This is a genomic window from Aurantiacibacter suaedae, from assembly GCF_005434915.1.
GTDB classification, from domain to species: domain Bacteria; phylum Pseudomonadota; class Alphaproteobacteria; order Sphingomonadales; family Sphingomonadaceae; genus Alteraurantiacibacter; species Alteraurantiacibacter suaedae.
The window spans coordinates 494,843-515,475 of sequence record NZ_SKCG01000003.1; the positions used below are offsets into that span (position 1 = coordinate 494,843).

The 20,633-nt window shown below is 64.0% G+C and carries 15 protein-coding genes; 8 read left to right on the forward strand and 7 right to left on the reverse strand.

Annotated elements, in window-relative coordinates:
- The first annotated feature begins 244 nt into the window (after window positions 1–244).
- Both E0473_RS13230 and E0473_RS13235 read left to right on the forward strand, forming a co-directional pair.
- On the forward strand, window positions 245–1,015 hold the full coding sequence (locus E0473_RS13230) for a hypothetical protein (RefSeq protein ID WP_161981613.1): 771 nt from the start codon (window positions 245–247) through the stop codon (window positions 1,013–1,015).
- 21 nt (window positions 1,016–1,036) lie between these two features.
- Window positions 1,037–1,420, forward strand: a complete 384-nt coding sequence (locus E0473_RS13235) for a DUF6152 family protein (RefSeq protein WP_137681350.1) — start codon at window positions 1,037–1,039, stop codon at window positions 1,418–1,420.
- Here E0473_RS13235 and E0473_RS13240 read toward each other — a convergent pair.
- A complete protein-coding gene (locus tag E0473_RS13240) occupies window positions 1,417–2,553 on the reverse strand; it encodes a patatin-like phospholipase family protein (RefSeq protein WP_161981614.1) in 1,137 nt (378 codons plus the stop codon). The genes E0473_RS13235 and E0473_RS13240 overlap by 4 nt on opposite strands.
- Before the next feature lie 524 nt (window positions 2,554–3,077).
- Between E0473_RS13240 and E0473_RS13245 the strand changes: the two genes are divergently transcribed.
- Window positions 3,078–5,462, forward strand: a complete 2,385-nt coding sequence (locus E0473_RS13245) for a TonB-dependent receptor (protein WP_137681352.1) — start codon at window positions 3,078–3,080, stop codon at window positions 5,460–5,462.
- 103 nt (window positions 5,463–5,565) lie between these two features.
- Here the strand turns inward: E0473_RS13245 and E0473_RS13250 are convergent, their stop codons facing one another.
- Window positions 5,566–6,810 (reverse strand): MFS transporter, encoded by a 1,245-nt coding sequence (locus tag E0473_RS13250; protein WP_137681353.1) that lies wholly within the window; start codon window positions 6,808–6,810, stop codon window positions 5,566–5,568.
- A gap of 247 nt (window positions 6,811–7,057) precedes the next feature.
- Here E0473_RS13250 and E0473_RS13255 point away from each other — a divergent pair, with 247 nt between their 5' ends.
- The 5 genes from E0473_RS13255 (at window position 7,058) to E0473_RS13275 (ending at window position 16,191) form a co-directional block, all read left to right on the forward strand.
- The gene (locus E0473_RS13255) at window positions 7,058–9,421 is read left to right on the forward strand and encodes a TonB-dependent receptor (protein WP_137681354.1); all 2,364 of its coding nucleotides are present in this window, start codon (window positions 7,058–7,060) and stop codon (window positions 9,419–9,421) included.
- Between the two features lie 26 nt (window positions 9,422–9,447).
- Window positions 9,448–11,103, forward strand: a complete 1,656-nt coding sequence (locus tag E0473_RS13260; RefSeq protein ID WP_137681355.1) for an alkaline phosphatase D family protein — start codon at window positions 9,448–9,450, stop codon at window positions 11,101–11,103.
- Between the two features lie 137 nt (window positions 11,104–11,240).
- On the forward strand, window positions 11,241–13,289 hold the full coding sequence (locus tag E0473_RS13265) for a S46 family peptidase (RefSeq protein WP_137681356.1): 2,049 nt from the start codon (window positions 11,241–11,243) through the stop codon (window positions 13,287–13,289).
- On the forward strand, window positions 13,289–15,703 hold the full coding sequence (locus E0473_RS13270) for a M1 family metallopeptidase (RefSeq protein WP_137681357.1): 2,415 nt from the start codon (window positions 13,289–13,291) through the stop codon (window positions 15,701–15,703). The genes E0473_RS13265 and E0473_RS13270 overlap by 1 nt, the downstream gene beginning before the upstream one ends.
- Window positions 15,700–16,191, forward strand: a complete 492-nt coding sequence (locus E0473_RS13275; RefSeq protein ID WP_137681358.1) for a DUF6702 family protein — start codon at window positions 15,700–15,702, stop codon at window positions 16,189–16,191. The genes E0473_RS13270 and E0473_RS13275 overlap by 4 nt, the downstream gene beginning before the upstream one ends.
- A 5-nt stretch (window positions 16,192–16,196) precedes the next feature.
- On the opposite strand, the gene E0473_RS13280 is transcribed toward E0473_RS13275, so the two are convergent.
- From E0473_RS13280 to flgM, 5 genes are all read right to left on the reverse strand, one after another.
- Complete coding sequence (locus tag E0473_RS13280; RefSeq protein ID WP_137681359.1) at window positions 16,197–16,910, reverse strand: sigma-70 family RNA polymerase sigma factor; 714 nt, start codon at window positions 16,908–16,910, stop codon at window positions 16,197–16,199.
- Window positions 16,907–18,988 (reverse strand): flagellar biosynthesis protein FlhA, encoded by a 2,082-nt coding sequence (locus E0473_RS13285; RefSeq protein WP_241657530.1) that lies wholly within the window; start codon window positions 18,986–18,988, stop codon window positions 16,907–16,909. The genes E0473_RS13280 and E0473_RS13285 overlap by 4 nt, the downstream gene beginning before the upstream one ends.
- A gap of 35 nt (window positions 18,989–19,023) precedes the next feature.
- On the reverse strand, window positions 19,024–19,881 hold the full coding sequence (locus E0473_RS13290; RefSeq protein WP_241657508.1) for a transglycosylase SLT domain-containing protein: 858 nt from the start codon (window positions 19,879–19,881) through the stop codon (window positions 19,024–19,026).
- Between the two features lie 88 nt (window positions 19,882–19,969).
- Entirely contained in the window at window positions 19,970–20,290 is a 321-nt protein-coding gene (locus E0473_RS13295; RefSeq protein ID WP_241657509.1) for a hypothetical protein, read from the reverse strand.
- Complete coding sequence (gene flgM, locus E0473_RS13300; protein ID WP_137681361.1) at window positions 20,290–20,595, reverse strand: flagellar biosynthesis anti-sigma factor FlgM; 306 nt, start codon at window positions 20,593–20,595, stop codon at window positions 20,290–20,292. The genes E0473_RS13295 and flgM overlap by 1 nt, the downstream gene beginning before the upstream one ends.
- Window positions 20,596–20,633 lie beyond the last annotated feature (38 nt).

Here is a 20,633-nt window from a genome sequence, read left to right on the forward strand (position 1 = left end):
TTAATCAATGTCAAGTAGGGATCGCGTAGGCTGCCAAACAGCCAGATCACCGCCGATATTTGTTAAACATATCGCACATTTCGGATATTAGTTCATCTAAATACAAATTTGGATGAAGTTGTGGGATGCGTAACCAAGCGCTATCAGGCTTTGAGATTGACGAGATCAACCAGAAGCTCTAATCAAGGATGCGGAACGTGGCCTGCTTTGACGGGCGCGTCAGTTACGGGACGAGGATGAAGAGTTGCGCTTTATCAGAGCCTTGAACGTTGCGGCTTGGTTTGCGCTCACCTGCGCGAGCGGGGCCTTGGCGCAGGACGCGGCGGATCGGAGCCGCGAAGCAGCCTATGCCGCGATTGCCCGCCTGCCCGCGTTCGAAGGCGTGTGGCAGCCTGACTGGTCCGCCATCACGAAGCTGCGCGCCGCCGAGGGCAATGCTCCGCTGACCGAGAAGGCGCGCGCGGCGATCTCCGCCTACAATGCGGCCAAGGAAAACGGCGAAAACCTCCAGACCGAGGGGGCCAACTGCCGCCCCACCGGGATGCCGGGGGTCATGCGCTATCCGTATCCGATCGAGTTCATCTATTCGCCCGGCAAAGTGAACATCGTGATCGAGACGCACAGCCAGCTTCGCCAGATCTTCACCGATGGGCGTCCACTGCCGCATGACCCCGACTTTCTATTCAACGGCAATTCGGTCGGCCATTGGGAGGGCGATGTGCTGGTGGTCGACACCATCGGCTTTTCGCCGCTGATCTCGCTAATGGCGGGACTGCACCCTACGCCGCAGACCCAGATGCGCGAGCGCATCTATCTCGAAAATCCGGAAAAGTTGGTGGTCGAAACCACGATCACCGACCCCGCTCTGTTTACCGAGCCGTTCACCACCGTCGTCTCCTACCGGCTTGAGCGCGATTGGGACCTGCGCGAATATATTTGCCAGGAAAACAATCGCGACGCGGCCGATGAATACGGGCGGCCCAGCATGAACCTCGGGTTCGACGAATTAGACTAACGATCAGGTCCAGGAGCCATCATGAAACTGCCAGCAATCGCACTCGCTACCGCCGGAATTCTCACGCTCGGCGCGACCACCTCTTCGGCGCATCACTCCACCGCGATGTTCGAATGGGGCAGCGCGGTCCCGCTCAAGGGTGCAACCGTCACCCGCTGGGAGTGGACCAATCCGCACACCTTCCTTTACGTGACCGCGAAGGACTCCAGCGGGCAGACCAAGCGCTGGGCCTTCGAGGGGATGAGCCCGAACCATCTCAGCCGTGCAGGCTGGTCGCGCCGCACGCTCACGCCGGGCGACAAGGTCGACCTCACCTATTATCCGCTGCGCGATGGCCGCAATGGCGGCTTCAACGTGACCGTCACCTTTCCCGACGGGCGTACGATGAATCAGCTCGAATTCTAGTCTGCGTCGGCCGCCTCGGCTCGGGCTTCAGGCTCTGGCGCGGTTGAGGGCGGGCGATCCTGCCAGGCGGCTTGGCTTCCGCGTTCGAGGCCGTACGCGTAAAGCTCGCGCATAAAATCCTGGTCGAACAGGTCGTGGTCGCCCACGTCGTAATCCTGGCCGATATAGGTCAGGCGATACGTCGCGCCCACCGTCTGGGCCCAGACATAGGCCGAGTCTACGCGGTCTTGCAGGCTGGCAAAGAGTATCACATCGATGGTGCGCGCGGCGAGATCGGGGAGCGAGCCGTTGATCATCTCGAATTCGCCGGCCATCTTGCCGTTCACCAGCAGGTAGAGTTCGGCTTGCGGCCCGGCCTTGCCAGTCTGCCCATCGGCAATCGAGGGGGTTGCGAGCACGGTGGCGATGGTGCCGCCATCAACGTGCAGTTCGCTGATCGCGCGGCCTTCGATCCGTGTCTCGATCAACACCGGAGGAAACGCCACCGGAACCGAACTGCTCGCGAGCATGATGCGGCGGAACAGGTCATAGCGATCGGGCGCCGCGCTGGCCGCGATTGCTCCCATGTCCCAGATGGCGTTACCGGGCCGGTCGAGGCTGACCGTCCCCACATACAATCGCCGCCCAAGGCGGTGCTGCAGGGCCACTGCGTCGATCACGGCATTGGTGGCGAACCGGGCGATCAGCTGTTCGAGCGGGCCGGTGGTCGCCGCGCTTGAGGAAAACGGGATCGCCAGCGCAAAGCGCGGTTGGTAAACATCGTCGGGCGTGATCTGGGTATAGGCGGCGGTCAGCTCGTCGTCATATTGGGGGCCGAGCAGCGCGAAGGGCGCGATCAGCGCTCCGGTGCTGACGCCGGTGACGAGGGAAAACTGCGGGCGCTCGCCCGACTGGCTCCAGCCGTTGAGAAAACCTGCGCCATAGGCTCCCTTATCCCCGCCTCCTGACAATGCCAGCAATCGCAGCGGCTCGCCCTTGGGCGGGGCGGGAATGGCCATCTGCTCGATCAGATCGGGCGCGTCGGCCCAATAGCGAACCCGCGGCATCTCGGGCAGCTGCGCGGCTTCCAGTTGCGCGGCGGTGAAAGGCTCTCGGTCAAGGCTGGCGCACCCGCCGAGCAGCAACAGGGGCATGATTAGAAGCAGGGCAATGCGCTGTCGCAGCCAGCTTCGCGAAGAGTATGCGACAATCATCGCGGTATTGCACCATGCCATTTCTGTCTCCGCTGTCGCCGAGGCCAGCGATAATGGCCTGGTGGCCTCTCTGCAACAGCCCGCGGGTTGCATAGCTGGCGATCTTGGCCGCGGAATGGGAATTGCATCTTGCGCTGAATAAAACTAACGGGCGTTACGGTAAGCCGTTTTGTAACGATCGTTAGAAAGCGAGAGGTCTCGATAAAGAGCCTCCGTTTCGTGGAGAGGATACTGAAGCAGTGGGCTATTTTTCCCATCGCGACAGCCCGGGTTCTTTGTAAACTGACTCGGTTTGCGCAGTCTCGCAGGCCAGCGGATAGCGCTTGGCATAGCCTCGCGCGGTTGCCGGGCAGATACCTTTCTACCTCAATGATCATGGATATGGGCCGGTGGCGATACGCCATTTCATGGCCCGCTGAGAGTTCGGCCGCATCGCGACCGGATGGATGAAGGGAGAAATTAGCATGTTCAAATCTATGACGAGAATGAACGCCGCGTTGGCTGGCGCATCGGTACTGGCTCTGTGCGCCGCCGCGCCTGCACAGGCACAGGACAGCGAGCGTGCCTCTGCCGCGCGTCAGACCAACGACACGATTGTCGTCACCGCCCAGTTCCGCGAGCAGAACGTGCAGGATACGCCAATCGCCATCACGGCAATGACCGGCGAGATGCTCGAATCGCGCGGCCAGACGACCGTGGCCGATCTCGGCGAGTTTGCGCCCAACGTCGCGCTCGAACCGGCCACCGGCCTGCAGGGCAACTCGATTGCCGCCTTCATCCGCGGCGTCGGCCAGGCAGACAGCAGCTTCGCGCTGGAGCCGGGCGTGGGTATCTATATCGACGACATCTATTACGGGACCACCTTCGGCGCGGTGATGGATCTTACCGATCTGGACCGTGTGGAAGTGCTGCGCGGCCCGCAGGGCACGCTCGCGGGCAAGAACTCGGTTGGCGGTGCGGTGAAGCTTTACACCGCCAAGCCCGACGGCACCGGCGGCGGCTTCGTCGAGGCAACCTACGGCAGCTTTGACCGCCTCGACCTGCGCGGCAGTGCCGATTTCGCCGTGACCGAGGATCTGTTCGCGCGCGTCTCGGTCGTCTCCAAGTCGTCGGACGGCTATTTCAAGCGGCTCGACTACGGTTGCGCCAATCCGGGTGAGGGCTTCCCCGAGGTGGGCGATGGCGGTTCTGACTGTGTGATCGGAACCGAAGGCGGGCGCGATTTGCAGGCGGTGCGGCTGGCTCTGCGCTATGCCCCGATCGACGCGCCTTACGAAATCACGCTGCGCGCCGACTATGCCAACGACAAGTCCGAAATCGCGCCCACCAAGCTGCTCTTTGCCGACAATCCGGCCGTACGCAGCTATGTCGAGGGCGATCCTTCGGCCGGCGTCCCGTTCGATGACCGGTTCTTCACCGCGCCCGAAAGCTACACCAGCTATGCGACCTATGCGACTGGTGGCAATTACACGACCAACTTCGGGATCGACCGCCAGGTCGCGCCGGGCGGCTTCTCCGTCGATCCGCAGGGGTCGGTCGAAAGCTGGGGTGTGTCGGGCCACGTCGATCTCGACCTGTCCGATAATCTCGCGCTGACCTCGATCACCGGTTATCGCAAGGCCGAAGGCACCAGCGGCATAGATGTCGATGGTTCGCCGCTCGCAATTCTGTTGCAGCAGGTCAACTACAGCCACGAGCAGTTCACGCAGGAACTGCGCCTGTCGGGCCAGTTCGCCGACGGCATGGTCGATGCGACCATCGGTGGGTTCTACTACGATGCGAACGACATCCTCACCGGTCGCAACCAGATCCCGACGCTGCTGTTCGACTTCCTTTCCGACGATCTGGTGACCAACCGTTCGGCTTCGGCTTTCGGCCATGTCGAAGTGCATGTGACCGATACGCTGAACCTCATCGGCGGCCTGCGCTACACCAACGATAAGAAGGTCTACAACTACAGCCGCCTTAACGTCGATGGCTCGGTGCCGAGCGGCGAATTCTTCACCCCCAACTTCCTGCTCGCGGGCCTCAATGGTGAAAGCGGCACCTTCAAGGGCGATCGGGTCGACTACCGCCTTGGCTTCAACGTCACGCCGATCGACGACCTGATGCTCTACGCGCAGGTCTCGACCGGCTTCAAGGGCGGCGGCATCAACCCGCGGCCTTCGGCGCCCGATCAGGTGCTGAGCTTCGGGCCGGAAAAGCTGACGACTTACGAGGCGGGCTTCAAGTCGCAGCTGGTTGACGGCCGCGTGCGGTTGAACGGTGCGGTGTTCCTGAACGACTACACCGACATCCAGCTGGTGCGTTATCAGTGCCCGGATAGCGTGGTGCTCTCGTGCTCGGTACCGTCGAACGCGGGCGATGCCGAGGTGCTGGGCTTCGAGCTCGAAACCTTCCTTGAGCCAGTGGACAACTTCACCATCGACGGCTCGCTCGGCTATCTCGATTTCGACTACAAGGAGATCAAGAACCCGGCGACGCTGGTCACGCTCGACATGATCGCGCCGTTCATCAGCAAGTGGCAGCTTTCGGCCGGTGCGCAGTATCGCGCCGAATTGCCAGGCGGTGCCTCGATCACGCCGCGCTTGGACTGGAGCTACCGTTCGGACTTCTGGTACAACTCGATCAACAACGACTTTAACAAGATCGACGGCTACAGCCTCGTAAACGGACGGATTACGTTCGAGAGTGGGGATGGAAACTGGTCGCTGAGCGGCGCGGTTACCAACATTTTCGACAAGTTCTACTACACGGGCAAGGCCGAAAACGTCGGTAGCTTCGGGGTGGTTACCGGCAATCCGGGCCGTCCGCGCGAGTGGTCGGTGACGCTGCGTCGCAATTTCTGATCGTTTAGCGGATCAGATAAAAAGGCCGGGCCAGCGCATCTGCTGGTCTGGCCCTTTTTGTATCAGGAGATGGTTTGCGGGCTGATTTGCGCCTCGCCAGGCGCTAGCTTGCGGCGTCCTGCTCCGTGCCGTCGCTCGTCTCGCTTTCAAGCACGGCGGCGGCAGGGCTGGTGCGCGGCAGGCCGACGAAGGGCTGCTGATCTTCGGCTGGCACGGGCGAGGCAATCGCGCTGCGCCACAGGCCGAACAGCGCAGCCAGCAGGGAGACGGCACCGATCGCCGCGAACAGGCCGGCCGGACCCAGCACTCCCATGGCGAGCGAGCCCATCAGAGGGCCGGCAACAGCGCCCGCTGAATAAACCAGCACCAGCCCGCTGCTCGCGCCGATCCGCTCGCTTTCGTCGAGGTGATCGTTGGCATGGGCCACGCACAGCGGATAGAGCGCAAAGGCAAACCCGCCGAACAGCGCGCCCGGCACGAACACCGCCAGCCGCCCCTCGGCAAAGGCCAGCGCGGCGCAGATAGCAGCCGTCGCCAGCATCGAACCGACGATAACCCGCCGCCGGTCGAACCGGTCGGACAGGATGCCGAGCGGATATTGCAGCACAACCCCGCCCGCGATCACGCTGGAGGTGAACAGCGCGACCAGCGCCAGCGGCAAGCCGATGCGCTGCGCGAATACCGCGCCAAGGCCATAGAACGCGCCCATCATCAGCCCGGTGGCCAGCACGCCGACGAACCCCAATGGCGAGGCGTCGTAAAGGCGCGGCAAGGAGAAGGGCGAGATATCCTCCATCACTGGCTGGGCAATGCGCGTGAGCACCACCGGCAGAATCGTCAGCGACAGCAGGATGGCCGAGAGCATGAAGGGCAGCGATGGTGCGTTGTCCTGCAGGTTCAGCAGAAACTGGCCGAGCGCCTGACCGGAATAGAGCGCGATCATATAGGCCGCGAGGATGGCGCTGCGGTTGTTTGGCTGAGCCACGCGGTTGAGCCAACTTTCTAGGCAGACGAACACCCCGCTCATCACGAACCCGTCGATAAAGCGCAGCGCGATCCAGATCGGCCAGTAATCGACCACGGCATAGGTCAAACTGCTGGCCGAATAAATCGAGACGAAGGCGGCAAAGGCCCGAATATGCCCGACCCGCACGATCAGCGGCGTCACCCGCAATGCGCCAAGCATCAGCCCGGCGAAATAGGCGGTGGCGACAAGGCCGATCACCAGCGCCCCGGCGCCTGCTTCCTCAAGCCGGATGGCGATCAAAGTGGCGAGAAAGCCGCTGCCGGCCATCAGCATGAAGATGGCCACCAGCAGCGCGCGCACGGAGAGGAGCGAGGCAAACATGGCGCGCGCCATAGGCCTGCCTGCGCGCTGACGCCAGCCTGCCGGCACGATTACCTAACGCGCTTTGGACAGGGGCGGGGGCGATAGACTGGCGGACAATTTCATGCGTCCGGAAACTCGCGCTCGCTCAGGTTGCGACTTACACACAGGAAAATGGCGGGGGTCACGCAACCGTCATCGAGCTGCCGCGAACCCGTCATTCACAGTGAATAGGCGCGCTCCGGTTCAACCATAACGGGAATCGCAAATGACTATTCGTTCTTCGCTCAAGCTTGCTCTGCTGGCAGGCACCACGCTTGCCGCTACCCCCGCCTTCGCAGAAGAGTCCGAGAGCATCGGCAACAGCATCTTCGTGACCGCGCAGAAGTTCGAACAGCGCGTGGAAGACGTTCCGATCACCGTCACCGCCACTTCGGGCGAGCGGATGGAAGAGTTGGGCGTGTCGGATCTCGACGAACTTTCGAACTATGTCCCCGGCCTCAATATTCAGGAGCAGAGCGCCAACAACCCCGGCATCGTGATCCGCGGCATCACCTCGGACTCGGGTTCGGCGCAGCAGGGGCCGCGCGTCACGCTCTATTACAATGGCGTCGACATTTCGCGTTCGCGCGGGTCGTACCAGGCGATCTACGATCTTGACCGGGTCGAGGTGATCAAGGGCCCGCAGGCCACGCTGTTCGGCACGGCCTCGGCGGTGGGCGCGATCAGTCTCGTCTCGGCCAAGCCGCAGCCGGGTGTTTCGGCCGAGCTGACCGGCGGATATGGCAACTACGATTACACGCTGCTGCGCGGGCATCTCAACGCGGGCAACGACGTGATCGCGGGCCGCCTCGCATTCGAATGGAAGACCCGCGACGGCTATGTCGAAAACCTCGCTGAGTCGCAGGACGAGGAGCTTTATGCGCTCGACAACCTCGGCCTGCGCGGTTCGCTGCGGTTCACCCCGAGCGATGATCTGACCGTCGACCTGATCGGCACCTTCGACCGCCAGCGCAACGGCGGCACGCCCTTCATCTCGGGCAATTTCCCCACCGCCGCCGGTGCCGCCGATCCCTTCGGTGATGCGCAACTGGGCGGATCGCCGCTGTCGGGCAGCGTGCTCGGCAAGGACCAGCTGGGTCTCGATCGCGAGGTCTATGACGCGAACCTCACCGCCGAGTGGCAATTCGCCGACAACTGGAGCTTCACCACGGTCAACGGCTACCGCGAGTTCGACAGCCTCGAGACCTTTGACGCCGACGGCTCGGCGGCCTGGTTCCTCGAATTTGCCGAAGACGCGTCGGGCTGGCAGTTCAGCCATGAAGGCCGGTTCGCCTACGAGGGTATGAACGTGCGCGGCTCGTTCGGGTGGAACTACTTTACCGAGGATGGCCGCCAGTCGGTGCCGTTTTCGGGCGAGGAAGGCACGTTCCTGCAATGTCTGGCCGGAATCGCTGCCGCTGCCGGGCTCGACATGCCGTGTACCGCCGCCGATGGCTCGGTGCCTGCTTCGCAGCTGACCGGTCTTCTCACCGGCGGCGCGCTCACGCAGATCCCCTATCAGTCATGGTTCCAGAACGAAGGCCAGAATGACAGCTACTCGGTCTTCGCCGATGCCACCTGGATGCCGACCGACTCGCTCGAACTGACCGCGGGCCTGCGCTATCTCTGGGAAGATCGCCAGTCGGGTTACGTTTCGGAGGTGCCGGTGCCGGTGCTGCCGAGCCTGTTGCCCGAAGCGCTGCGGGCGCCTTTGCTGGCCGCCTTGCCGAGCCTCGCCTTCTCGCTTGTGCCCGGTCAGGTGAGCACCGACGGCGAAACCTTCACCGCCGACGACAGCTTCGATGCGTGGTTGCCGCGCTTCAACGCGTTGTACCGGATCAGCCCGGAGGTGAACGTTTATGCCACCGTTTCGAAGGGCCGTCGCTCACCGGTGGTGCAGCTTTCCGCGACGCGCGATGTTTCGCTGAACACGGTTCCCAACCTGCAGCTGGTGCCTGAGGAGACCGTGTGGAACTACGAGGGCGGCGTAAAGGTCGCGACCGGGGCGGTGCAGGGTTCGCTCGGCGTCTATTATCAGGACTATTCCGGCTTCCAAGTCAGCAAGCGCCAAGATGACGGTTCGACCCGAACCGAAAGCGCGGGCAATGCCAAGAACATCGGCGTCGAGGCCGAGCTGTTCGTGCAGGCGACCGATGCGATCAGCCTGTTTGTCAACGGCGCCTATGCCGATGCCAAGATCGACGAGGATAACACGCTCGCTCCCGCCTATTCGGGTGCGCGCTTCCGCTTGCAGCCGAAGTTCCAGATGGCGGCGGGCTTCACCGTCGATCACATGGTCGCCAACGACGTGCGCTTCTTCGCCACGCCGAGCGTGACCCACCGCAGCACGATCTTCTTCGAGCTTCCCAACTCGGCGAAGATCTCGCAAGGTCCGGTCACGCTGCTAAACGTGCGCGCCGGTTTTGCGTTTGCGGACGATCAGATCGAGCTGGCCGGCTTCGTGCGCAACCTGAGCAATGAGGACTATCTGCTCGATGCAGGCAACACCGGCGGGGCATTCGGTTATCCCACCTTCATCCCTGCCGAGCCGCGCTTCTACGGCATCGAACTCACCGCGCGCCTGCGCTAATAACAACCACGAAAAGGAGACTTCCGATGCCGATCAATCGTCGCGGACTTCTGGCCCTGATGGGCGCGGGCGGAACCATGGGTGCGGCGAGCGTTACGCTCGCTCAACCCGCGCCCACACGAGTTACCTTCGCGCATGGCGTAGCTAGCGGCGACCCCGCCGCCGATGGCGCCGTGATCTGGACCCGCGCCACGGCTGGCGAGGAGTTTGGCGGAGACATTGCCCTCAGCTGGTATGTTTCGGCTAGTGCCGATGGTTCGCCCGTGGTCGAAGGCGATGTGACGGCGCGTGCCAGCGCCGACCACACCGCCAAGGTCGAGGTGGCCGGACTCGAGCCGGGCAGGGAATACTACTACTGGTTCGCTGCCGCTGATGGCACCGTGTCGCCCAAGGGCCGGTTCCGCACCCTGCCGGTCGGCGCGACCGACGAGGTGGTCTATGCCGTGGCCTCGTGCCAGCTGTGGGCGGGCGGCTTCTTCAACGCCTATGCCGATATGGCCGCGCTCGACCGGCTTGATGCGGTGATCCACCTTGGCGACTATATCTACGAATATGGCGCCGATGGGTATGGCACCGAGGTAGGCAAGGCCATCGGCCGTCTGCCCGATCCGCCGCACGAGATCGTGTCGCTGGCCGACTACCGCCGCCGCCATGCGCAGGTGAAGAGCGATCCCTCCATGCAGGCCGCGCATGCCCGCGCTGCCTTCATCTGCGTTTGGGACGATCACGAGACCGCCAACGACAGCTGGGTCGGCGGGGCCGAAAACCACCAGAGCGAGGAGGGCGATTGGGCCGCGCGCAAGGCCGTTGCCATGCAGGCCTATTTCGAGTGGATGCCGATCCGCGATCCGAGCCCGGTGCGGGCGCGCGAGGCGATCTTCCGGGCCTTCGAGTTCGGCGATCTTGCCACGCTGGCGATGGTCGAGACCCGGCTGCTGGCGCGCAGCAAGCAGGTGATGCCCAAGGGCGATGCGCCGCCCGCTGAAGCGCTGGCAGCGATTTTCGCCGAGCTGGGCGACGAAAGCCGCGAGATGCTCGGCCAGTACCAGAGCGACTGGCTCGAAGGGGTGCTGTCGCAGTCGGTGCAGGCGGGCAAGCCGTGGCAGGTGCTTGGCAATCAGGTGGTGATGGCGAAAGTCGCCGGCCCCGATCTGGAGGCCCAGCTGGGCCCGGACGCCTATCAGCAGATGCTCGCCGCCATGCCCGAGGCCTATCGCACCCGGATCGCCACCTCGATGCAGGCGTTCCGCGCCGGGGTGCCGTTTAACCTCGATGGTTGGGACGGCTATCCTTACGCGCGCGAGCGGCTCTATGCGCTGTTCGAGCGCGCCGGGTCGCGGCCACTCGTTCTGGCGGGCGATAGCCATGCCGCCTGGACCAACAACCTGCGTGACGAAGGCGGAAGGCTTGCCGCTGTCGAGGTTGGCTGCACCGCGATCACCAGCCCGTCTTACGGTTCGCTGTTGCCGGGGCTGGGCAAGTACCTCGCCGCGCGCAACGAAGACGTCGTGTTCTGCGATCAGGATCACAAGGGCTATGCGCTGGTGCGCCTGACGCCCGAGCGGGCCGTGGCCGAACATGTGGTCGTTTCGACCGTCACACAGCCGGAGTTCGAGCGATCCGTGGCGGCGACCTTCGTTGCCGATGCGGGGGCCATGGGCGTGGGCTTCCGCCCGGGCTGAACCTAGCCATCGCGCGGGGTCTGGAAACAGGCCCCGCGCGGCTGGCGAACTACGGGCATTTGGTAACTGCTGGAACCGGATTGCCTTGGTGGCTCCAATGCGGCAAGGTCGCTGCAAGGGTTTCTCAAGGATATATCATGACCAGACACGTTCTCGCAGCCAGCGTCGCCCTGGCGGCTCTCTCCGTTTCCGCCGTTCCTGCTCAGGCGGACGAGGGCATGTGGACCTTCGACAACTTCCCGGTCGACAAGCTCGAGGCCGCCTATAACTGGGCGCCCGATGCGGCATGGCTTGAGCGCACACGGCTTTCCGCCGTGCGCCTTACCGGTGGCTGCTCGGCCAGCTTCGTTTCGGGCGAGGGGTTGATCCTCACCAACCACCACTGCGTGGCCAGTTGCCTGTTCGACAACTCGACCGGCGATAACGATCTGCTCAAGAACGGTTTTATCGCCGACCGCCGCGAGGACGAGAAGGCCTGCCCCGGCCAGCAGGCCGAGGTCGTCATGTCGATCACCGACGTGACCGACACCGTGAAAAACGCCTTCGCCGGGCTCGAAGGCGAGGCACTGACCCGCGCGCGCGATGCCGCGATCGCCAGGATCGAGGACGAGGGCTGCACCGACCGCGATACCATGCGCTGTCAGGTCGTCACGCTGTTCGGCGGCGGGCAGTACAAGCTTTATACCTACCGCAAGTATTCCGATGTGCGCCTTGTCTGGGCTCCGGAAGACCGTGCGGCGACCTTCGGCGGCGATCCCGACAACTTCAACTTCCCGCGCTATTCGCTCGATGGCAGCTTCCTGCGCGCTTACGAAAACGGCAAGCCGGTGACGCCCGAAGCACACCTGGCGTGGAACCCGCGCGCGCCTGAGGAAGGCGAACTGACCTTCGTGGTCGGCAATCCCGGCTCGACCGCACGCCTGATGACCGAAAGCCAGCGCGCCTTCGAACGCGAAGTGCGCCTGCCGGTTACGCTCGCGACGCTGTCCGAGCTGCGCGGACGACTGATCTCCGCGATGGCCGTAAGCGAAGAACGTGCGCGTGAAGGCGGGGATTTGCTCAGCGGCGTCGAGAATTCGCTCAAGGTTTACATCGGCCGCACCAATGCGCTGAACGATCCTGCCTTTACGGACAAGCTCGCCGCTTCCGAAGCCGAACTGCTTGAAATGAGCGCGGGCAATGCCGCCATCGGCGATCCCTGGGCCGAGGTGGATGATGCGGTGCAGGCTTACCGCGCGCTCTATCTGCCCTACCGCTTTACCAACCCTTCGGGCGATCTCTACGGTTACGCCCAAGGTCTCGTCATGGCCGCGCAGGAACGCGAAAAGCCCAATGCCGAGCGTCTTCCCGGCTATACCGACAGCGCGCTGCCGCTGCTCGAAAAGCGCATCACCGATGAACGCCCGGTCTACCCGTGGCTCGACGAACTTTACATGGGCTGGAGCCTTTCGAAAGCGCGAGAATATCTCGGTGTGGACGATGCCGATTCGCAGCTGCTGCTGGGCAAAGAAAGCCCCGAGCAACTGGCCGAGCGGCTGGTGACCGGCACGCGGCTGGCCAATCCGGAATATCGTCGCCAGCTGTGGGAAGGCGGGCTTGCTGCCATCGAAGCCTCGGACGATCCGATGATTCAGTATGCGCTGAGGCTGGAGCCGCGTCAGCGTGAGCTGCAACAGCTGGTCGACGAGGCCTATGCCGGGCCGCTGGCCGCAGCCGGTGCTGAACTGGCCGATGCGCGCTTTGCCGCCTATGGTGACAGCCTTTATCCCGATGCGACCTTCACCCTGCGCATCTCCTATGGTCAGGTGAAGGGCTGGATCGAGCGCGGCAATCAGGTGCCTATCGCCACCACGTTGGGCGGCACCTTCGAGCGCGCAACCGGCAATCCGCCGTTCGATCTCGCGCCTGCCTTTGCGGCCAAACGCGATGCGATCGATCCCGATGTCACCTACGATTTCGTCACCACCAACGATATTATCGGCGGCAATTCGGGCAGCCCGGTGATCGACCGCGACGGCGCTGTGATCGGCGCGGCCTTCGACGGCAATATTCATTCGCTTGGGGGCAACTATGGCTACGATGGCACACTGAACCGCACGGTGGTGGTCTCCGCCGCAGCGATTCAGGAGGCGCTGGAGACGATCTATCCGGCGCCGGCGCTGGTTGCGGAACTGGACGCGCGCTGATGCGGAACGAGCGCGGCCTGAAAGGCATCGTCTTCCTCGCCGCGCTCGTCTTTGCCGGGCCAGCGGCAGCACAGGGCATCGAGCAGACAGTTGGCGACTTCGAGGACAAGTTCCGCCAGCTCGACGAGGTGCTGCCCACGGCCAACACCTATCGCAATGCCTCGGGCGCACCGGGGCATGAATACTGGCAGCAGCAGGCCGACTATCGCATCGAAGCCCGGCTCGACGAAGCGAAGCGCCGCCTCACCGGCAGCGAAACGATCCGCTACACCAACAATTCGCCCGACAGCCTGCCGTGGCTGTGGCTTCAGCTCGACCAGAACATCTTTCGCCGTGATTCCATCGCCGAGCTGACCGACGACTTTGGCGGTACCGCCACCCGCGCCGGGGCAGACGACACGCCCACGCGGCTATCGCTGCGCGAACTGCGCCGTCAGCAGTCGATGGCCGACAACGACTATGGCTACGAGATCGGCGCGGTGACGCTGGGGGATGGCAGGGCGCTCGATCACACCATTGTGGGCACGATGATGCGGATCGACCTGCCGCAGCCACTCGCGCCGGGCGGCAGCGTGGAGTTCTCGATCGATTGGGGCTTCCAGATCACCGAACAGAAGGCAGTGGGCGGACGCGCGGGCTACGAGCATTTCCCTGACGATCCGCGCTCGGGCGGCAACGACATCTTCGAAATCGCCCAGTGGTTCCCGCGCATGGTCGCCTATTCGGACTATGAAGGCTGGCACAACAAGGAGTTCCTCGGCAGTGGCGAATTTACGCTCGAATTCGGCAACTACGACGTTTCGTTGACCGTGCCGGACGATCATATCGTCGCCTCCACCGGTCTGCTTCAGAACCCGGACGAGGTGCTGAGCGCCGCCCAGCGCCAGCGGCTGGATCAGGCCCGCACCGCGAGTGAGCCGGTCATGGTCGTGACCCAGGCCGAAGCCGAGGCGAACGAGCGCAGCGGTGCCAGCGGCACCAAGACCTGGCGCTTCGAAGCGCAGAATGTCCGCGATTTTTCATGGGCTTCGAGCCGGAAGTTCCTATGGGATGCGCAAGGCCACCAGCAGCCCGGCGCCGAGAACGAGACCGTGATGGCGATGTCGTTCTGGCCCAAGGAAGGCGGTGACCTGTGGGCGAAATATTCGACCCCGGCGGTGATCCACACGCTCAAGGTCTATTCGCGGTTCAGTTTCGACTATCCCTATCCCGTGGCCCAGTCGGTCAATGGCCCGGTGGGCGGGATGGAATATCCGATGATCACCTTCAACGGGCCGCGCACCGAATTGCAGGACGATGGCCGCCGGACCTATTCGCTGTCGGAAAAGCTGTTCCTCGTCGGCGTGGTGATCCATGAGGTCGGTCACATCTATTTCCCGATGACGGTCAATTCGGACGAGCGGCAATGGACCTGGATGGACGAGGGGCTCAACTCATTCCTCGATTCCGTTGCTGGCTACGAGTGGGACCCGGAGATGCCGTGGAGCGGCCGGATCGCGCGCGATGTGATCCCCTATATGGTCTCCAACCAGCAGCAGCCGATCATGACCCAGTCGGATTCGATCATCAACTTCGGACCGAACGCCTACACCAAGCCCTCGGCGGCGCTGCATATCCTGCGCGACACGGTGATCGGGCGCGAGCGGTTCGACTTCGCCTTCCGCGAATATGCGCGCCGGTGGAAGTTCAAACGGCCGACCCCGTCGGACTTCTTCCGCACCATGGAAGAGGCATCGGGCTCCGATCTCGACTGGTTCTGGCGCGGCTGGTTCTACACCACCGACCATGTCGATATCGCGCTCGATTCGGTCTACCGGCTGCGTCTCGACACCGAAGACCCGGACATCGACCTGCCGCGCCGCCGGCAGGAGCTGGCGGGCGAGCCCGAGCGGGTTGGCGTGCGCCTCAACCGCGAGCAGCAGGTGCCGATCTGGGTGCTCGAAAACCCCGGCGTAACCGACTTCTACGACGAGAACGACCAGTTCACCGCCACCCCGAAAGACCGCGAGGACTACGAGAGCTTCCTCGATAACCTCGAACCGTTGGAGCGCGCGGTCTTCGAGCGGGCGGTGCGCGAGGATGCGAACTATTATGTTCTCAACTTCACCAACAAGGGCGGGTTGGTGATGCCGATCATCCTCGGCCTGACCTTTACCGATGGCAGCACCGACCGCATGGTGATCCCGGCCGAAATCTGGCGGCGTAACCCGCACGAAGTTAGCAAGCTGCTGGTCTTCCCCAAGGGCCGCGAGCTGGAGCAGGTCGTGGTCGATCCCGATTGGGAAACGGCCGACGCGGATATCGAGAACAACTACTATCCGCGCCGCATCATCCCGAGCCGGATCGAGGCCTATCAGGCCGAGCAGAGCAAATCACGGGTGTCGCGCGATCTGATGAACGAGGCCGCGCAATGATCCGCAAGCTTCTCGCCGCGCTGGCGCTGATGGTGCTGGCGCTGGCGCAGCCGGTCTGGGCGCATCAGCAGAAGATCGTCATCACGACCATGGCCAACAATCCGCGCACCGGCCAGCTCGAAGTCAGCCACCGCGTGCCGATGCACGATGCCGAACATGCGCTGCACGATATGAAAGAGGCCGATATCGCGCGAAATCAGGCAAGCCGCGATGCCTTCGCCGTCTATATCGGAAACCACTTCAGGGTCATGGTTGACGGCGAGCCGGTGGCGCTGGAAGTGCTCGGCAACGAGGTCGAAGGGGCCTACCTTTGGATCTATCAGGTCGCCCCCGCGATCCCGGAGGGCGCGGAGGTGGAGGTGCGCTCAAGCATCCTGACCGACATTTGGCCGAGCCAGGAAAACCGCGTAAATCTGGGCGAGGGGACCAGCGTGGAAACGCTGATTTTCCACGCTGGCGATGGCTTCAAGCAGGGGCGCTTGCCCTGATCTGCTCAGCTTAGCGCCTTGCGCAGGGCCTTGAGCGCGGCCGCCTTGAGCTGGTGGACGCGCGGCACCGACACTTCGAGCACTTCGGCGATTTCCGCAAGGTTCAGCTCTTCAAGAAAATAGAGCTGGATCACCAGCTGGTGCCGCTCCTGCAACTCGGCGATGGCGGCGGCAAGTTCGGTGCCGCTTTCGGCCTCGATCAGAAGGTCTTCGGCGTCCATCTCCTCGCTCGCGAAAGCCGCGCTGCTTTCGTCGTAAGCGCCTTCCATATCGACGTGGCGAATGGGGGCGCTGCGGCTCTGCTTGTCGGAGAACTCGGCAGGCGTCATGTTCATCAGGCTGGCGACCTCGGCGTCGGTTGGCTGGCGGCCATATTGTACGGTCAGAGCCGAACGCGCCTTTTCGATCCGCTTGCGATCCTTGCGCGCGCTGCGGGTTTCGTTCTGCATCTTGCGGATCGCGTCGATCATCGCCCCGCGCACGCGCAGCTTGGCGTAGGCGGCAAGGCCATCGTCGGTGGGCCGGTCGTGCCTGCGCGCGCATTCGGTGAGCGCGATCAGGCCGATCTGCATCAGATCGTCGGCGTCCATCGACGGGCCGGCAGACGAGGCGAGATGCCAGGCGAGCTTTCGCACCAAGGGCGTGAACTGCGCGATCAGGCGGGCATCACCGCCGCCATAGGCGCTTTTCGGGTCAAGTTGGCGTTGATCGTGGATCATGCGGCAAGGGCCTCCTGCCCCTGATGATCTAGCGCAGGCTGCGCAGGTTGCTGGACCTCACCGCCGATTACCGCGATCACTTCGATCGGCTGTTCGGGCGGCAGTTCGGAAATCGAGAGCACCGCGCATTGCGGCGCGCGCAGCTTGAGCAGCGCGGCGAGCGGACGGCGCGCGCGCGGCTGCACGATCAGCGCGGCAGGGCCGGAGCCGGGCGGTCGCTGTGCCAGCACATCGGCGAGCTGCGCGCCCAGTGTGCGGGCAAGGTCGGGGTCGATCACGGGCTGTCCGGTGCTCGGGTCGACCAGACCGCCCACGACCATGTCTTCCAGTTCGGCGGCGAGGGTGAGGACCGGGAGCTTGTCGTTCGGGCCGCAGATCTGGCCGATCAGCTGCCCGCCAAGCTGGGTGCGCATCATGTCGACCAGCATGTCGTGCTCGGTCGTTATCTGCACGCACTGGGCCAGCGCATTGAGCACGGGCAACGGGTGGGCCAGCGTAATCCCGTCGTCCAGCAGCGAGCGCAGCAGGCGGGTGAGCGCGCCAAGGCTCATCGGCTGCGGCGTGATCGCCTCGACCAGCGCGGTATTGCGCACCTTCACATTGTCGAGCAGCTCGCGCAGCTCGTCGGGGCCGAGCAGCAAGTGCGCGCGGGCCATCAGCAGCTGGTTGATATGGGTGGCGATGACGTTTTCGGGCTCGACCACCAGATAGCCTTCGGCGACGGCCATTTCGCGCTGGCGCGCCTCGATCCACTTGGCCGGGCAGCCGAAGCTGGGGTCGATGGTGTCGTCGCCATCGATGAAGGCGTGGGGGCTGACGTCGCCGGCGTCGATGGCCAGCAGGCGGTCGGGCCGAACCATGGCTCCGCCGAGCCGCGTGCCGCCAAGCCGGACGCGGTATTCGCCGGGCTGGCATTCGAGGCTGTCGCGGATGCGGATTTGCGGGACGATAAAGCCGAAGGTTTCGGACAGCTGGCGCCTCAGGCCCGTGAGGCGGGACACCAGCGGCGCGCCCTTGCGCTCGTCGGCGAGGTGGACGAGGCCATAGCCAAGCTCCACGCTGACCAGCGCGTTCTCGGAGACGTCCTCGATTGTGATCGCGGACGGATCGGGCGCAGGCTCCACCGCAGCAGCAGCTTCGGCCACGGCGCGTTCGGAGGCGTTCTTGCGCAGCTTGTGCCAGAGGAAGAAGCTCACCGCCGCAAAAGGCAGGAAGATCGACTGCGGCATGGCCGGGATCAGGCCGAGCAGCAGCAGGATCGCGCCCACCGGCAGCCAGGTGCGATGATCGGCAAACTGGCCGCCGACCTGGCCGGAAAGGTCGCGCGTGTCGGAAACGCGGGTAACGATCATGGCCGCGGCGATCGAGAGCAACAGCGAGGGGACCGAAGCGACCAGCGCATCGCCGACGGCGAGGGTAATATAGAGTTCGCCAGCTTGCCCTGCGCTCAGCCCGTGGGTGACCATGCCGAGGATAAGCCCGGCGATCACGTTGACCGCCAGGATCAGCAGCGCGGCGATGGCATCGCCCTTCACGAACTTGCTGGCACCGTCCATCGAACCGTAGAAGTCCGCCTCAGTGGCGATTTCGCGGCGACGCGTCTTGGCTTCGGCAGCGGTTACGAGGCCGGCAGCAAGGTCGGCGTCGATCGCCATCTGCTTGCCGGGCAGGGCATCGAGGGTGAAGCGCGCGGAAACTTCCGACACGCGGCCCGCGCCCTTGGTCACCACCATCAGGTTGATGATCATCAGGATCATGAACACGAACAGGCCGACCACGAAGTCGCCGCCGACAAGGAATGCGCCGAAGGCTTCGATCACCTTGCCCGCCGCATCGCCGCCTTCATGCCCGGCGATGAGCACCACGCGGGTCGAGGCGACGTTCAGAGCCAGCCGCAGCAGGGTTGCGAACAGCAGCACGGTGGGGAACGATGAGAAGTCGAGCGGCTTGTTGACGTTCATCGCCGTCATCAGCACCGCCAAAGACAGCGCGATGTTGAGCACGAAGAACACGTCGAGCATCATTGCCGGGATCGGCAACACAAGCAGGAAGATGACGATCAGGATCGCCAGCGGCATGGCCAGCGACGGGCTGAGGTAGGCTTTCAGAACGTTCACAGGCCGAATCTCGCGATCTTGCTATAGGCCGAGGCGACATGCGCCGGGGCGGAACCGGAATTGGGGTTGGAGCCGAAAGTGCTGGTCAGCACCTGGGCCATGCTCGGCCGGGCGGCGGGTGCGGCAGTGGCCTTTCCCGCGGAGGACTGCATAGCGGGTGCGCCCCATCCGCCCGCGTGGGAGGGGAAGGGGCCGTAGCCACCCAGTCCGCTGCCCGCCTTTTCCAGCTTGTTGGCAAACAGCTCGCGCACCTCGCCCAGTGAACGGGCGCGGCCCTTGTCGTAAAACACGCCGCGATTGGCCCCGGCAGCGCGGGGGAACAGGCTTGCCGCCTCCCGGCCAGGATCTGCCGCATGGGCGGCAATGAACTCGCGAGCCCCGGCAGCGCCGAGGAAGTGGGCAAGATAAAGCTCGGTATGATCGGGCGCGCGGCCGAAGGTCTGCTGGAGATAGGCGGCGTTGTCGCCCGCCAGTTCGCCCGCCATCAGCGAGGCGGCCTCGGGGTTGTAGCGCAGCTCCATGATCGCGCTGGCCATCGAGGGATCGGTGATCCGCGCGCGGCCTCCGTTGGAGGAAATGGCGTCTGCCGCCCAGCCCAGCCCGTGCGCCGTGCCGTGGCGATCCAGCGTGTTGAGCCAGGTCTGGTTGGTAAACTGGTAAAGCCCGGCGGCAGAGGAAGTGCGCGCCTTGGCCGAAGGGTCCAGCGCACTTTCCACCTTCGCCTGGGCCATCAGATAGTCGAAATCGACCGAGGTTCGCGTCGAGGCCTCGGCAATTGCTGCCTGCACCCGCGCGTTGCGCGGCGCTGGTGCAGCAATAGCGGCCTGCAGGCCCGATCGCTGGATTGTCGACACTTGGCTTATCTCCCCGTGGGTAACGGGAATGACTAAGCAAGTGCCGTGCCAAACTGAGAGGAGACGTTAGGCCAGCGTCAGCTCAGGCCTAGCGCGGCATCATCTCCATCCGCTCGACGGGAGCGGCATAGAGAAAGCTGTTGCCGGTCAGCGAGCCGAGACGCGCCTGCACATTGTCGGCAATCATGTTGCGCAGCTTGCGATTTACCTCGTTCATGCGGCGCACAGCGTTCAGCAGGCCTTCGCATTCCTCGTCGAGGTCTTCGCGCGCGACGGTTTCAAGCTCGGTGCAAATGCGCTGCTTGCCATCGGCACAGGTGATGATGCGCTCGAGGTCGAGCCCGGCGAGGGCTGCGCGCTCGCTTTCGAGGATGGCGAGCATCTGCCGCAGGTTTTCTGCAAGGTGCATTACGAGTCCTTTTTACCCTCGATGAGAATGAAGCGAGAGGCGATCATGGCATCGGCCACGCTGGCGGGAACGAGCGGGTAGGTGCCCTCCTTCAGCGCAGTGCGAATCTGGCTCACTCGGTCGGTATCGACCGGCGCGCTCGAGCCTGCGGACAGGCTTTCCGAGCGGCTGACCATTTCGGCCTCGGTCCGCGGCGCGGGCGCCGGGGTAGGGGCCGAAGGGGTGGGGGCGGACGAGACCGTCCGCTGCGGTTCGCTGCCAAGCGGGCGGCTCCTGGCAACAGAGTTGATCTCGATCGGCTTCATGACTGGTCCTTTACAAGGGGTCTACGTAAAGCAGAACG

Coding starts and splice junctions, on each gene's coding strand:
- E0473_RS13295 (WP_241657509.1), bottom strand. CDS start 20,290: ATGCACCTTGCAGAAAACCTGCGGCAGATGCTCGCCATCCTCGAAAGC.
- E0473_RS13260 (WP_137681355.1), top strand. CDS start 9,448: ATGCCGATCAATCGTCGCGGACTTCTGGCCCTGATGGGCGCGGGCGGA.
- E0473_RS13255 (WP_137681354.1), top strand. CDS start 7,058: ATGACTATTCGTTCTTCGCTCAAGCTTGCTCTGCTGGCAGGCACCACG.
- E0473_RS13240 (WP_161981614.1), bottom strand. CDS start 2,553: ATGCCCCTGTTGCTGCTCGGCGGGTGCGCCAGCCTTGACCGAGAGCCT.
- E0473_RS13270 (WP_137681357.1), top strand. CDS start 13,289: ATGCGGAACGAGCGCGGCCTGAAAGGCATCGTCTTCCTCGCCGCGCTC.
- E0473_RS13245 (WP_137681352.1), top strand. CDS start 3,078: ATGTTCAAATCTATGACGAGAATGAACGCCGCGTTGGCTGGCGCATCG.
- flgM (WP_137681361.1), bottom strand. CDS start 20,595: ATGAAGCCGATCGAGATCAACTCTGTTGCCAGGAGCCGCCCGCTTGGC.
- E0473_RS13250 (WP_137681353.1), bottom strand. CDS start 6,810: ATGTTTGCCTCGCTCCTCTCCGTGCGCGCGCTGCTGGTGGCCATCTTC.
- E0473_RS13275 (WP_137681358.1), top strand. CDS start 15,700: ATGATCCGCAAGCTTCTCGCCGCGCTGGCGCTGATGGTGCTGGCGCTG.
- E0473_RS13285 (WP_241657530.1), bottom strand. CDS start 18,988: ATGCCGCTGGCGATCCTGATCGTCATCTTCCTGCTTGTGTTGCCGATC.
- E0473_RS13235 (WP_137681350.1), top strand. CDS start 1,037: ATGAAACTGCCAGCAATCGCACTCGCTACCGCCGGAATTCTCACGCTC.
- E0473_RS13265 (WP_137681356.1), top strand. CDS start 11,241: ATGACCAGACACGTTCTCGCAGCCAGCGTCGCCCTGGCGGCTCTCTCC.
- E0473_RS13280 (WP_137681359.1), bottom strand. CDS start 16,910: ATGATCCACGATCAACGCCAACTTGACCCGAAAAGCGCCTATGGCGGC.